Below are 14298 nucleotides of genomic sequence, written 5' to 3'. Positions count from 1 at the left end.
TTCCTCAAATTGTGCTTCTATTATTTTACCATATTTGGCCTATTTTCTCTGAATTTGGGTGTAGGTAGAATGGCCACGCTTCTACCATCTTCTGTCCCTAGTCATACATCTCGTTAAAAGACATAAAAAAGCCCAGCTAAACTGGGCGAAATGGTTATTTCTTAAAGTTCAGCGCTTGAGGCAGGCGATTTTCTTTTTTGAGTGACCAGTAAAGATAAGCAATGCAGCCAATCAGGACGATACTAGCAAAAATAGATCCTTCAGCACCAAAGGCTCCACCGGACAGCAAATCCACAGAAGATTGTGAGCTATAGTTCAAGATTGAGGTAGATGCTCCTTGGCCACTGACCTGAATACCATAGATATTCCCTTGCACAAAATTCCAAGCACCGTGCATACCAGCCAGTACCCACATATTGTCATACTTGAGCATAAGGAAACAAGCAAAGATACCGTCTAGTATGATATTGACAATAGAAAGAACGGTCACACCAGGGTTAAAGAGGTGCAGAGCCCCAAATAGAGCACTGGAAATCAAGATACCAATGAAGATATTTGACTTAGCACTAACTACTGGAAAGAGCCAACCACGCGTCACCAGTTCTTCTGTCCCACCTTGGAGAATCCAGAAAGGAATGATAGCTAGGACAAAAATCAAAGACTGCAAGTTAAGCTGACCTAATTTCAGACTGCCTGTCCCTGTCACCAAGAGCAAGACAACAACCAGCGAAAACTGAACTGCTCCGATAAGGAAGCCTTTGAGGAGATTTTTGAACCAGTCCTGTTTATAAAATCCCAGACTAGAAAAAGTACGCTTCTCACGATATCGAACCCAGAGAAAGACAGTAAGAGCGATAAAAAAGAAAGTAAATAGTTCAAAAAATAGACTATAGTGACGGAGAAATTCCATAAGTGCTGCTTGGCCGCTAGTGGGATTTGTCGCACGGAACAAAATACCAATAACAAGCCCAATCGGAAACATTCCGAACATTCCAGCAAAACGACCTACATAAACAAAACCTATAGCAATCAAGATAGCCAACCAAATCGGCGGAATATAACGCGATTGCTTGATAGCATCCAACATACGAGATTTAAACATATAATTATTCCTTTCCTCATTTTAATTTATTATAGCATATTATTTTAGGAAGAGCAAAAGAAAGCTGTTCGCACAGTTATTCTATCTTTCCCACTATCTCTGTCAAACTACCGTCTTTTTTCATCTTTAGAAGCAAATAGAGGACAGCCATCAAGAGAATGAGCGAGCTGAAAATAGAAGCTTCAGCGCCGAAAGCTCCACCAGTCAGCCATATCCATTCCGTCTTTGGAATAAAGTTCAGGACTGCCGCGTCCACACCAGTACCACTAACGCTGAAACCGTAGATATTGCCTTGGCTAAAGTTCCAAGCAGCATGAAGTCCTATAATCCCCCAGACATTGTCCGTCCGGAGCAGATAGAGACTTGCAAAGAGGCCAAATAAAGCAATGTTAAGAATGGGAAGAATACCAATATCTGGATTGCCAAGGTGCAAAAGTGCAAAGAGCAGGCTCGAAGTCAGCAAACCGATGGGCAGGTTGGTCTTTTTGACAGCAACTGGCAGCAGCCAAGCCCGTGTCACTAGCTCTTCTGCTCCACCCTGAATCATCCAAAGCGGAAGCAAAATCAAGATATAGAGAAAAGGTTCCAGTGTCAGCTGTCCCCATTCGAAAGAGCCAGCTCCGCTCAACAGCATAAGCAGAGCGACTAAACTAAAGAGGAGAAAACCTACTGCAAATCCTTTGACTAGCTCCACCAAGCTTCCTTTTTTGACAAAGCCTAGAGTCGCGAGCGGCCGTCCTTCAGCCCAGCGCACCCAAAGAAAGAGAGCCAGTATCATAAATACAAAGCCGAACAAGAGAAAAGGCAGGGCAAAATTGAAGAAGATTTCAAAGAATCCTCCTTGCCCTAAGAAACCTAGCATAAGACTGAGGCCAGCCGAAATTGGCTCCAAAGCCAGATAGGCCAATTGTTGTCCTCCTTGCACGAAAACAACTGCTAGCACTAGCGACAACAGATAGGGAGGGACAAAGCGAGCTTGATTGACTCCGTCCAAGATACGTGATTTTTTCATAAGAACCTCATTCTATCCTTGCTTTCATTTATTTCCAGTATAGCAGACTTTGCTCTAAGAACAAAGAAAAGTTGCGGCTATTTTTGCGAGAAATTCAGAGTTTATATGTCAGAAAACCTAACATAAAAACAGGAGAAATTTGCCTAATCAGTGATTTTTTGCTATAATGCTAGAATGCTAAAAAGGAGGAAGAAAATGAAGAAAAAATTCTTAGCAGTTTTGCTAACATTATTTCCATTTTTTGCGTTAGGGGCGACAGCCCAGGCAGATACAGTCAAAATCGTATCCGATACTGCTTACGCACCATTTGAATTTAAAGATTCTGATCAGACTTACAAGGGGATTGACGTTGATATCATCAACAAGGTCGCAGAAATCAAAGGCTGGGACATTGACATGAGCTTCCCGGGCTTCGATGCAGCTGTCAATGCCGTCCAAGCCGGCCAGGCGGATGCCATCATGGCTGGTATGACCAAGACAAGCGAGCGCGAAAAAGTCTTTACCATGTCTGATACCTACTATGACACTAAGGTCGTTATCGCGACGACCAAGGCAAACACCATCAGCAAATATGAACAGCTGAAAGGGAAGAAAGTCGGTGTCAAAACCGGTACAGCTGCCCAACGTTTCCTTGAGAAGAGCAAGGATAAGTACGGCTACACTCTCAAAACCTTTGACACAGGTGACTTGATGTATAATAGCCTTTCAGCAGGTGATGTTGATGCAGTGATGGATGATCAGCCTGTCATTGAGTACGCCATCAATCAAGGTCAAAACCTGAAAATTTCTATGAAGGGTGAGGCTGTTGGAAGCTTTGCTTTTGGTGTCAAAAAAGGCAGCAAGCACGAGCACTTAGTTACTGAGTTTAACGAAGCTTTGGCACAGATGAATGAAGACGGCAGTCTGGATGAAATCATTAATAAATGGACTTCTTCTAAGGGCAGCTCTGACTCAGCTGTTCCAGAGACTTCTACTCCTGCGGGTCAAAAAGCTACTCCGACAAAAGACAAATACATCATTGCCAGCGACTCATCTTTTGCTCCTTTTGTCTTCCAAGATGACAGCAACCAATACACTGGGATTGACATGGAGCTGATTAAGGCTATTGCCAAAGACCAAGGCTTTACCGTGGAAGTAACCAACCCTGGCTTTGATGCAGCTATTAATAGCGTTCAGACCGGTCAGGCTGACGGAATCATCGCCGGTATGTCTGTCACAGATGCCCGTAAGAAAACTTTTGATTATTCGGATCCTTACTATACGGCCAACTCTATCTTGGCAGTCAAGGACAGCAGCAATATCAAGTCCTACGAGGAACTCAAGGGCAAGACAGTCGGTGTCAAAACTGGTACCGCTTCTCAGACTTTCCTTGAGGAAAACAAGAGTAAGTACGGCTACTCTATTAAAACATTCTCAGATGCAGCTTCAATGTATGACAGCCTTAATACTGGCTCTGTCGCAGCTGTGATGGATGATGAGCCCGTTGTCAAATACGCCATCAAACAAGGCAAGAAACTTAAAACACCTATCGAAGGTACACCAAGCGGTCAAGTCGCTTTCGCAGTCAAAAAAGGCAGCAATCCTGAGCTGATTGAGATGTTTAACAATGGACTGGCCAACCTCAAAGAAAGCGGCAAGTACCAAGAGATTTTAGACAAGTATCTGGCTAGCGAGGAAAAGGAATCTACTGTAGATGAGTCCACTATTTGGGGCTTGCTGCAAAACAACTACCAAGAACTTCTTAAAGGTCTGGGAGTGACGATTGCCTTGGCTCTGATTTCATTTGCGATTGCTATGGTCATCGGGATTATCTTTGGTATGTTCAGCGTCAGCCCTTATAAACCGCTGCGCTGGATTGCAGAAATCTTTGTCGATGTCATTCGTGGTATTCCACTGATGATTGTGGCAGCCTTTATCTTCTGGGGGATTCCTAACCTAATCGAATCCATGACTGGTCAACAAAGCCCAATCAATGCTTTCGTTGCAGGAACCATCGCCCTCTCTCTTAATGCTGGCGCCTATATCGCTGAAATTGTCCGTGGAGGTATCCAGGCCGTACCAGTTGGACAGATGGAAGCCAGCCGCAGCTTAGGGATTTCCTATTCCAAGACCATGCGCAAGATTATCCTGCCACAGGCAACCAAGATTATGCTACCAAACTTTGTTAATCAGTTTGTCATTGCGCTCAAGGATACAACGATTGTCTCAGCTATTGGACTGGCCGAGCTCTTCAAAACAGGTAAAGACATCATCGCCCGTAACTATCAGAGTTTCCGGATGTATGCTATCCTAGCCGTGCTCTATCTCATCATTATCACGCTCTTGACCCGCTTGGCAAAACGCTTAGAAAAGAGGATTAAGTAATGGCAAAATTAAAAATCGATGTGAACGATCTTCATAAATATTACGGGGAAAACGAAGTCCTAAAGGGGATTACTGCTAAATTCTACGAGGGAGATGTGGTCTGTATCATCGGTCCTTCTGGATCTGGTAAGTCAACCTTCCTGCGCAGTCTCAACCTGCTAGAGGAAGTGACCAGCGGGACTATCACGGTTGACGGCTTTGATCTGACAGACAAGAAGACTGATGTGGATCTGGTCCGAGAAAATATCGGTATGGTCTTCCAGCACTTCAACCTCTTCCCGCACATGACTGTTCTGGAAAATATCACCTTTGCTCCTGTTGAGCACAAGCGCTTGACTCAAGACGAGGCAAATAAGCTGGGAATGGAGCTCTTGGAAAAGGTCGGCTTGGCTGATAAGGCAGATGCCAGCCCTGACAGCCTGTCCGGCGGTCAAAAGCAGCGGGTGGCAATTGCCCGCGGTCTGGCCATGAATCCAGACATCATGCTCTTTGATGAGCCTACTTCTGCCCTTGACCCTGAAATGGTCGGCGACGTTCTCAACGTTATGAAGGATCTGGCCCAGCAAGGTATGACCATGCTGATTGTGACCCATGAGATGGGCTTTGCCCGTCAGGTAGCCAACCGCGTTATCTTTACCGCTGACGGTGAATTCTTAGAAGACGGCAAACCTGACCAAATCTTTGACAATCCACAGCATCCACGTCTCAAGGATTTCTTGGACAAGGTACTGAATGTATAAAACCAAACGAAGAGCCAGCTTATATGCCGGCTCTTTTCTTGTTTCAAAATTTTTAAACTACATCACCCAGAACTGATAAAGTGACCAGTAGAGAATATTAGCTACGATAGCGAGTGCAGATAGACTAGTCAGAACTGTCAGAAAGAGGCGACCTTTTCCGAGATCCTTTCGAGTCTTGCTAAAGAGAGGATAAACCGCACAGCCTGCTAAGAACAGTCCCAGACCGGCAAAGACCATATAACGCCAAGATTGAACAATTGAGTAGTCCTGGTTCATGGCAGCCAGTAAAAGCAGAATGAGATTGCCAGCAAACAGCAGCATTCCTAGAGAGGTCAGGCAATTCCAGACCTTCCAAGAGCGAGGAGCCGAACTTTTTGCTTTACGCAGGATGAGACGGAAACTGCCAATCAGAAAACTAATCAAGACATTTCCCAGAGCAAACACGAGTGCCAGACCTCCGAGAAACACGACTAGATAATGCCTAAAGAGAACTGAATCGGAAATCCTTTCTGCATTAAGGACACCAAATTCGAGGCGATCAGCACCTTGACTTCTGTCTATGGTCCAGAAAGTGCTCAACAGATCTGGCTGATCTGATACTTTGTTGATCTTTTGGATGGCCCCAGGGATCATGAGCATGAAGGACAGTGGCCCCCTATTATAGCTTCTCAGATAGTGGTAAGAGCCAGGCTTGAATTGCTTTTTAGTAGCTTGACTGACAGTCTGCATCTTGCCAAATATCAGCTCCGGCATTTGAACATTGTAAACTTGTTCATACAGTTGATTAGTTAAGATGACTTGACCGATGCCATTTTTCAGATCCAAGTAAAGATAGCTAGAAAAGCCATCAGCATTACCACTGTGTCCCAGTAAGGTAACACCGTAGTGACTGGCCCAAAAGCCATGAGCATTACGAACAATATCCGTACCAGGGTGGGTAGAGGTTGTTGAGTAAAGCTCGGTCCAAGTTTCTGGACGATGAAAGAGCGCCTTACGTTCCAGCAAGGCTTGGGCGAATTTCTGTAGGTCTCCTAGAGTCCCCACAGCCCCTCCGACTGGGTACATCCAGAGCTTAAATGGTGTATCACCCAAGAGCTTACCTTGGTCATCATAGCCCTTGTCCTCCTTGCGCTTTTCCTGTACATAAGCGTTGTCCGATAAGTCAGGCAAGATAGCTGTCCGATCCATGTCCAGCGGCTCAAAAACATGCTCATGGACATAGTCTGCATACTTCTGCCCAGATATCCGCTCCACGATATAAGATGCCAAAGCCGTGCTGAAGTTAGAGTATGATGTCGTCGTACCCGGCTCAAAGGACTGAATAGGCTGGTAATCACGGAACTGCTCTTCCAAGTCGCTCTTGTCTCCCTTTTTGTAGAGTGGCATTTCATCAAAGCCAGCCTGATGGTTCATCAGATCCAGCATGGTGATAGGCTTATCATAGCGAAGATTGCGGAGAAATCCTTCTGGCAGATAAGTTTTGATGTCTGCTTCTAGGTCGATTTTGCCCTCTTCCCAGAGCTGCATGACCGATACCCAGACCGTCAGTTTAGTGATTGAAGCCCATTCAAAAACACTGTCATCGTCAACTTTGACTTTGTTTTCCTTATCCACATATCCAAAGTTTCCCTTGTAGATGGTTCCGTTTTTATCAAAGACTGCTGTTGCCATACCAGCCGTTGTCTTTTCATGTTCCTTGACAAAGTCTTGGATTTTCTGACCGATTTTGTCACGGTCCGTGCCAGACGGCAACTTCTGCTCTTCAGCTAGCGCAGTGGCTGGGCGAAAAAGTCCCAATGTTAAAATAGTTAGAAGTGTGAAAATAAATGTTTTTTTCATGCGATTCTCCTTTGCAGATTTATGTAGACAAAGCCCGCCTTCCCAAGGGAAGACAGGCAACTTATCACATCGCCCACCACTGGTAAAGCGACCAGTAGAGAATATTGGCTACGATAGCGAGGGCGGATAAGCTGGTCAGAACTGTCAGGAAGAGGCGACCTTTTCCGAGCCCCTTTCGAGTCTTTCTAAAGAGCGGAAAAACTGCACAGCCTGCTAAGAATAGTCCCAAACCGGCAAAAGCTATGAAGCGCCAAGACTGAATCATTGAATAATTTTGAAATGGATTCATGGCAGACAGTAAAAATAGAATGAGATTGCCCCCGAAAAGGATAATACCAATAGAAGTCAGGTAATTCCAGATCTTCCAAGAGCGAGGTGCCGAACTTTTTGCTTTACGCAGGATGAGACGGAAACCGCCGATCAAAGAACTAATCAAGACATTCCCCAGTGCAAAGACAAGACCCAAAGCTCCGAGAATCAGAACCAGATAATGCTGGAAAAGCTCCGTATCCGAAAGCTTTTCTGCATCTAGGACACCGACTTCTATACGGTCAGCCCCCTGACTCTGGTCAATTGTCCAGAAAGTAGTCAGCAGGCCCGGCTGGTCAGTTAGCTTACCAATCTTCATGATAGTGCCGGGCATCATGAGCAGGATGGACAAGGGGCCATTATTATAGCTGCTCAGATAGCGGTAAGAGCCAGGACTGAACTGCTTCTTAGTCTCTTCGCTGGCAGTCTTCATCTTGCCAAAAATCAGTTCTGGCATTTGCATATTGTAAATTAGTTCATATTGTTGATTGGTCAGGATGACTTGACCGATACCATTTTCAAGATCCAGATAGAGATTGCTAGAAAAGCCATTTGAATTGCCGCTATGTCCTAGCAAGGTGACGCTATAGTGGCTGGCCCAAAAGCCATGGGCATTACGGGCATTGTCCGTACCTGCATAGGTGGATGTCGTTGAGTAAAGGGTAGACCAAGTCTCCGGACGCTTGAAGAGGGTTTTGCGGCCCAGCAGGGCTTGGGCAAATTTCTGCAGGTCATCCAGAGTTCCCACTACTCCCCCTTCTGAGTAAAGATCAACTTTATACGGTACATTGCCTATAAGCTTGCCTTGACTGTCATACCCCTTAGCTTCCTTGAGCTTGGCTTGGGCATAGGCATTGTCCGATAAGTCCGCCAGAATGCCAGTCCGATCCATGCCCAAGGGCTGGAAGACATGCTCATGGACATAGTCCACGTACTTCTGCCCGGAAATCCGCTCCACGATATAGGAGGCCAGAGATGTGCCATAGTTAGAATAGGCCGTCGTCGTTCCCGGCTCAAAGGACTGGATAGGCTGGTAGTCCAAGAGCAACTCCTCAATCGTTTTGTTATCACCTTTATTGTAGAGCGGTGTCTCGTCAAAACCGGGCTGGTGATTCATCAGATCCAGCATGGTGATAGGCTTATTGTAGCGAAGATTGCGGAGAAAGCCTTCTGGCAGATAAGTTTTGATGTCTGCTTTCAGGTCGATTTTGCCCTCTTCCCAGAGCTGCATGACCGACACCCAGACCGTCAGTTTAGTGATTGAAGCCCATTCAAAAACACTGTCATCGTCAACTTTGACTTTGTTTTCCTTATCCACATATCCAAATTTTCCCTTGTAGATGGTTCCGTTTTTATCAAAGACTGCTGTTGCCATGCCGGCCGTTGTCTTTTCATGTTCCTTGACAAAATTTTCGATTTTCTGACCGATTTGGCTACGGTCCGTGCCAGACGGCAGCTTCTGCGAGTCAGCTAAAGCAGCGGTCGGTCGGAAGATTCCTAACGTCAAAATGGTTAAAAGAATGATTAGAATAGATTTTTTCATAGCATTTCCTTTCTGTTCAACTCAAAGATTCACATGAGCTAAGTTCAGATAATTTGTGCAGTCTCCTTTCAATTTTAGAATCAGCTTATTCTTGTTTTTTAATCATGAATTTTTCGCCTGCTTATCCGCCCGATACCAGAGATAAATACTGTAAAGGGTCATAATTCCCATGCCGCCAAGGTAAAAGAGGGAGTTAACCTGAGAGAAGTCAAACTTATCAGCTAGGTTGATGCCGACAAAGGTTTCTATCAGAATATCTAGCAGGGCATGGAAAACCATACAGGCAAGCACAGACTTCGTCTTCTTATGCAGCGCAGCAAACCAGATGGACTGGACTATAGTTACAATGATAAAGACTAGAAAGGGATTCTGACTCCGATCATAAAAGCGGTCATAAAACCAGAGAGGAATATGCCAGCAAGCCCAAGCAAGTCCGGTTATCGAGGAGGCGATAAGCATAGAGAACTTCTTTTCCAAAGCAGGCTGCAGAAAGCCTCGCCAGCCAGGCTCTTCCATGCCACCAGCTAAGGTCATGAGGTAGATGAAGGAGCCGATAAATGAAAGCAGAGCCCCATCTACCAGCTTGCCTCCAGAAGCTAATGCAAAAGTTACAGCCAGACCTCCACTGAAGAGTAGGAGATAGAGCCAAGTCCCTTTCTTGCTTGAGAAGATAAAGGAACAAATGGCTTTGAAGCCTTTTATTTTCAGCACTATTAGGCTTGCTATCACCGGTCCGAACATACTGAGACTCGTTAGGAGGCCTTCCAGAGCCAGATAAAGTATAGGTGGATTTTCAGGCCAGAGATTTTTGAGAATGATCGCTAGCAACATAAATCCCCAAGTCCAGCCGAAGTTCCAGGCTAGGAACGGCCAGACTAGTTTGGGTTGTGGTTTGCTTCTTGTTTCATTGGTCATAGAACTTTCTCCTTTAAATGGTTTGATTTTTGTACTCTGATAAGGTCCTTAATTTTTTGCCTCGTTTAGCCGCGCTCTGTATAAAAGACAGCTATTGTACTTCAGCTCCTGTTGAAAAATCACTAACTTTAAAATTGTAAAAAGAATTAATCAAACGATTTACCTCATGAGACAGTCCATTCCCCAAAAGAAAGCGGGAAAATAATCACAATGCCCACCACTGGTAGAGCGACCAGTAGAGGATATTGGCAACGATAGCGAGAGCAGATAGACTCGTCATGATTGTCAATAAGAGCCGACCTTTGCCAAGTCCCTTTTTAGCCTTACTCAAGAACGGGTAGATGGCACATCCTGCTAAGATTAAACCTAGAACTGCAAAGACTATATAAGGCCATATGCTATAGGGGTAACTACGATTACTTGCTAGAAAAGCTACAACAAGGCCATAGAAATTTAAAACCACTCCTACTGCTGCTAAAGAGGTCAGATAAGTCCAAATCCGAAGTTTCTTAGGTGTTTTAGGCTGGCCTTTTTTGAATACCAATCGGAAAAGATCTAAACCACCCCGTACCAAAAAGAGAATGATACTGAAAACAATTCCGACTACCGCTGCAATAAGCATGGCCCAGTCTGCCAAAATTTCGCTATCCTTGACTCTGAAATAACTTGCATAAGGAGTTGTCACCTTGACCTTATCTCCGCTGCCACTGACTACTGAAAAATCCTGACTCAAAAGTGGATTGTCCTCGGATTTCTTGACAAAACTAGTATAGAGGAATAAGCTTCTAGAGATAGACATAGGACCACTGGCAAAGTAGCGAGTAGATCGGTAATTTCCAGACTGGAATTTGTCAAAGGTGGCTGAGTCCGTCTTTTTCTTAGGTCCAAAGACCAAAGCCGGCATCTCATGGTTGTAGACGAATTCGTGTTCTTGATTCGTCATGATAGTCATACCGATGCCATTTTTCAAGTCTAGCAGGATGAAAGAGGAATACCCCAAGGTATTACCGCTATGGCCGACAACAGTCATGCCAAACTCTGTAGCCCAGAAACCGTGCATATTGAGCGGCAGCTCTGTCCCTGGATAGGTCGAGGTCACTGTGTATAGGGTCGCCCAAGTCTCAGCTCGCTGGAAGAGCTTCTCTTTCTTCAAAAGCGCTTGGGCAAACTTCTGAAAGTCAGCCATGGTAGAGGCAGCATTTCCCATTGGATAGAGCGCTGAGTATAAATAGGCAGTCCCCTTCGAAGTCTGACCATCTGCACTATAGGACAAGGCCTCCATTCGCTTCTTATAAACCTTAAGATTATCCTTCAAATCTGAAGACATAGCTGTATCATTCATCTCTAATGGCTGGAAGATATGCTCATGGACATAGGTAGAGAAGTCCTGTCCGGAGATTCGCTCGACGATATAGCTCGCCAAACCGGCAGAGAAGTTTGAGTAGCTGGTCATGGTGCCGGGTTCGTAGGACTGGGTTGGCTGATTATTGGCTAAGCTTTCCTCAATTGTCAATCCTGTCTCTTCCTTAAGGCCCTGAATTGACTCGCTAAATCCCGCCTGATGGTTCATGAGATCAATCATAGTGATCGGCTTGTCATAGCGAAGTTTTTTTAAAAATCCCTCTGGCAAATAGGTACGGATGTCTTCCTCTAGGTCAATCTTTCCCTCTTCCCAGAGCTGCATGACGGAGACCCAAACCGTCAGCTTGGTAACCGATCCCCATTCAAAAACGCTGCTATCATCCGTTTTGACTTTCTTTTCCTTGTTCATATAGCCAAAGTTTCCTTTGTAGATGGTGCCATCCTTATCAAAGACCGTCGTCGCCAAACCAGCCGTTGTTTTTTCATGTTCCTTGACAAAGTCTTGGATTTTCTGACCGATTTGGCTCCGCTCCGTGCCAGACGGCAACTTCTGATCCTCAGCCAAGGCTGTAACCGGCCGGAAGAGTCCTAGAGTTATAATCGTTAAAAGTGTTAGAATAAATGATTTTTTCATGATATTTCCTTTCTATTTAGCTTCGACAATCGCATAGGCGATACTTCTGTACACCATTCGGATAAAAATTCTTAACATAGCTTTCTCCTTTCTTATGCAATGATTTGCATCATCTAATCAAAGGTCACGGTTTCTAAAGCCACCTTTGTCGCTTCATCTTTCTTGACATGGTCCTGAATTTTTTGGCTAATCTGAATGACCGCCGTGTTAGACTTCAAGGATTGCTCCATCGTCTTAGCTTGAGGCGTTTTTACTAGCCCTAAGCTTAGGACTGTCAAAAGCCAGAGAAATAACGTTTTTGGCATGGTTTCTTACTCCTTAGATACAATTTAAAATGACAACTGGAATCTATCACATTCCAGCTCTTCTTATTTTTTACAAATTTTAGGCCTATTTATATAATCATTTTATATATATATAATTTTTATATACAAGACGATTATATATAATTTTCTGGTATATGTCAAATTTTTATATAATTAAAAAATTATATATCAAAATCAGCTTAAAAGCCTTGAAACCAATATCCTTAGAGAGTTTATAAAATAGTATCCAAAAAAACTTTTAAAAATTTTTATTTTTTTGAAAGCGCTTGACGAATCTACTATCTTTTGCTAGACTTAAAGCAGAACTATTTCGGAGGTACACGGAGACATGAAAAATTAAGTCTATTTTTTAAAGGAAACTTTATTTAGTAGATTTTGTCATGTTTCTGCATATCCGCGGGATGTTCGTTTTTGGTGCTTTCTAGCTTTTATTTGCTTATCTTTAGATTAATCCTGTCGCTCCTATGACAGTGTAAGCTGGAAGCCTATGAACGAATAATCCTACTTAGACACTCCTGTGTCTGCTTTGTGCAACTAAAAACAGCTCTGCTAAATAAAGCAGGGCTGTATTTTGTGTTATAAAACGAAGGAGACATCTATGCTTCAAATAAAAAATCTAACAATCACCCACCTAAAAGACCTGAAAGAGTTAGTCAAAGATTTGTCACTGACTGTCAATCAAGGAGACAAGGTCGCTATTATCGGTGAGGAGGGCAATGGCAAGTCCACCCTGCTCAAGCTCTTGCTAGACGAGCGACTGGTCAGCTCCTATGTCAGCTACAGCGGACAGATTGATAAGTCCTATACTGCTGCTGTCTACCTGCCCCAGCAGTTGCCTTCAGAAGATGCCCAACTGACGCTCAATGATTATTTCTTTGCAGATTTTGAGACCGATCTGGACTATGCCAAGCTCTACCGCTATGCTGGAGAGCTCAACTTTGACAGCCAGCGTTTTGCCAGTCAGCAGCAGCTCTCTAGCCTATCTGGAGGAGAAAAGCTCAAGGTCCAGCTCATCAAGAAACTAGCCAGTGATTGGGATATTCTCTTTCTTGACGAGCCCTCTAATGACCTCGATCTTGAAACTCTGACTTGGCTGGAAAACTTTATCAGCCACAGCCAGAGAACGGTTCTTTTCGTCTCTCACGACGAGCACTTTCTCGCTCAAGCTGCGACCAAGATTGTTCATCTGGAGCGAATCAAAAAGAAGCAGGAGGCTAGAACCAGTGTCAAGAGTCTGGACTATGAAAATTACCGCCATCAACGTCAGGAGGCCTTTGAAAAACAAGGTCAATTGGCACGGAAAGAGCGGGAAGAACATGCTAAGACTATGGAAAAACACCGACGGGTTAAGCAAAGTGTGGAGCATACTTTACGAAACACCCATGACGCTACTGCAGGTCGACTGGTGGCTAAGAAGATGAAAAACGTCCTCTCACAGGGCAAACGATTTGAAAAGGCAGGTGCTGAAATGACCGAAATCCCGACACAGGAAGATGCCATCAGCCTTCACTTCTCAAACATAGAAGCTCTGCCATTGACCAAAAGAATCCTCAAATTAGAAGGACTGAAACTGGAAACAGACGAACGACAACTGGCGGAGAACCTGACTCTGGAGATCTGCGGCCAGGAAAAAATCGGACTGATTGGTGCTAATGGTGCAGGAAAATCCACTTTGCTTAAGGAAATATGGAAGATCCTGCGTGAGCAGACAGACATGCGAGTAGGCTACATGCCCCAGCATTATGGTGACTTGCTGGCTGACGAGAGCAGCCCTTTGGATTTTCTGGCTCCCTCTGGCGACAAGTCCCAGGAGGAGAAAATCCTGACGCATCTAGCCAGTCTCCAGTTCACGCGCGACGAGGCCCGCCACCCGATTGGGCAGCTTTCCGGCGGTCAAAAAGCCAAGCTACTCCTGCTCAAACTAGTCCTAGACCGCCCCAATGTCCTCCTGCTGGACGAGCCAACCCGCAACTTCTCTCCCACCTCTCAGCCTCAGGTTCGCCAGCTATTGGGGACCTATCCTGGCGCCATTATCGCTGTCTCCCACGATCGGATCTTTCTCAAAGAAGTCTGCCAGAAGATTTATAAACTGACGGAAACAGGGTTGGAAGAACTTGAACTATAAGCAAAAAGAGTTGGAAATTCCAACTCT

The 14298-nt window shown here is 44.7% G+C and carries 10 protein-coding genes; 3 read left to right on the top strand and 7 right to left on the bottom strand.

Going from position 1 to position 14298, the window contains the following annotated elements; translation table 11 throughout:
* Positions 1 to 154 precede the first annotated feature (154 nt).
* Complete coding sequence (locus K1I94_RS02210) at positions 155 to 1102, bottom strand: CPBP family intramembrane glutamic endopeptidase (RefSeq protein WP_223314267.1); 948 nt, start codon at positions 1100 to 1102, stop codon at positions 155 to 157.
* 76 nt (positions 1103 to 1178) lie between these two features.
* Complete coding sequence (locus K1I94_RS02205; RefSeq protein ID WP_223314266.1) at positions 1179 to 2114, bottom strand: CPBP family intramembrane glutamic endopeptidase; 936 nt, start codon at positions 2112 to 2114, stop codon at positions 1179 to 1181.
* A gap of 195 nt (positions 2115 to 2309) precedes the next feature.
* On the opposite strand from K1I94_RS02205, the gene K1I94_RS02200 reads away from it, so the two are divergent.
* A complete protein-coding gene (locus tag K1I94_RS02200; RefSeq protein ID WP_223314265.1) occupies positions 2310 to 4478 on the top strand; it encodes an ABC transporter substrate-binding protein/permease in 2169 nt (722 codons plus the stop codon).
* Positions 4478 to 5218: an amino acid ABC transporter ATP-binding protein gene (locus K1I94_RS02195; protein ID WP_002895249.1), complete on the top strand. Its 741-nt coding sequence runs from the start codon at positions 4478 to 4480 to the stop codon at positions 5216 to 5218. The genes K1I94_RS02200 and K1I94_RS02195 overlap by 1 nt, the downstream gene beginning before the upstream one ends.
* Before the next feature lie 57 nt (positions 5219 to 5275).
* On the opposite strand, the gene K1I94_RS02190 is transcribed toward K1I94_RS02195, so the two are convergent.
* The 5 genes from K1I94_RS02190 to K1I94_RS02170 all read right to left on the bottom strand — a co-directional run bounded on the left by K1I94_RS02190 (position 5276) and on the right by K1I94_RS02170 (position 12125).
* Positions 5276 to 7057, bottom strand: a complete 1782-nt coding sequence (locus tag K1I94_RS02190) for a serine hydrolase (RefSeq protein ID WP_223314264.1) — start codon at positions 7055 to 7057, stop codon at positions 5276 to 5278.
* Between the two features lie 64 nt (positions 7058 to 7121).
* The gene (locus tag K1I94_RS02185; protein ID WP_223314263.1) at positions 7122 to 8909 is read right to left on the bottom strand and encodes a serine hydrolase domain-containing protein; all 1788 of its coding nucleotides are present in this window, start codon (positions 8907 to 8909) and stop codon (positions 7122 to 7124) included.
* A 102-nt stretch (positions 8910 to 9011) separates the two neighbouring features.
* Positions 9012 to 9824 (bottom strand): CPBP family intramembrane glutamic endopeptidase, encoded by an 813-nt coding sequence (locus tag K1I94_RS02180; RefSeq protein ID WP_223314262.1) that lies wholly within the window; start codon positions 9822 to 9824, stop codon positions 9012 to 9014.
* A gap of 205 nt (positions 9825 to 10029) precedes the next feature.
* Positions 10030 to 11820, bottom strand: coding sequence for a serine hydrolase domain-containing protein (locus tag K1I94_RS02175; protein WP_223314261.1), 1791 nt, complete (start codon positions 11818 to 11820; stop codon positions 10030 to 10032).
* A gap of 113 nt (positions 11821 to 11933) precedes the next feature.
* Positions 11934 to 12125: a hypothetical protein gene (locus K1I94_RS02170; RefSeq protein ID WP_223314260.1), complete on the bottom strand. Its 192-nt coding sequence runs from the start codon at positions 12123 to 12125 to the stop codon at positions 11934 to 11936.
* Positions 12126 to 12744: 619 nt separating this feature from the next.
* On the opposite strand from K1I94_RS02170, the gene K1I94_RS02165 reads away from it, so the two are divergent.
* Complete coding sequence (locus K1I94_RS02165; RefSeq protein ID WP_223314259.1) at positions 12745 to 14271, top strand: ATP-binding cassette domain-containing protein; 1527 nt, start codon at positions 12745 to 12747, stop codon at positions 14269 to 14271.
* The last annotated feature ends 27 nt before the right edge of the window (positions 14272 to 14298 follow it).

Source organism: Streptococcus sanguinis, from assembly GCF_019929145.1.
Classification (GTDB): Bacteria; Bacillota; Bacilli; order Lactobacillales; family Streptococcaceae; genus Streptococcus; species Streptococcus sanguinis_U.
This window is presented reverse-complemented; position numbering and strand designations above follow the sequence as displayed.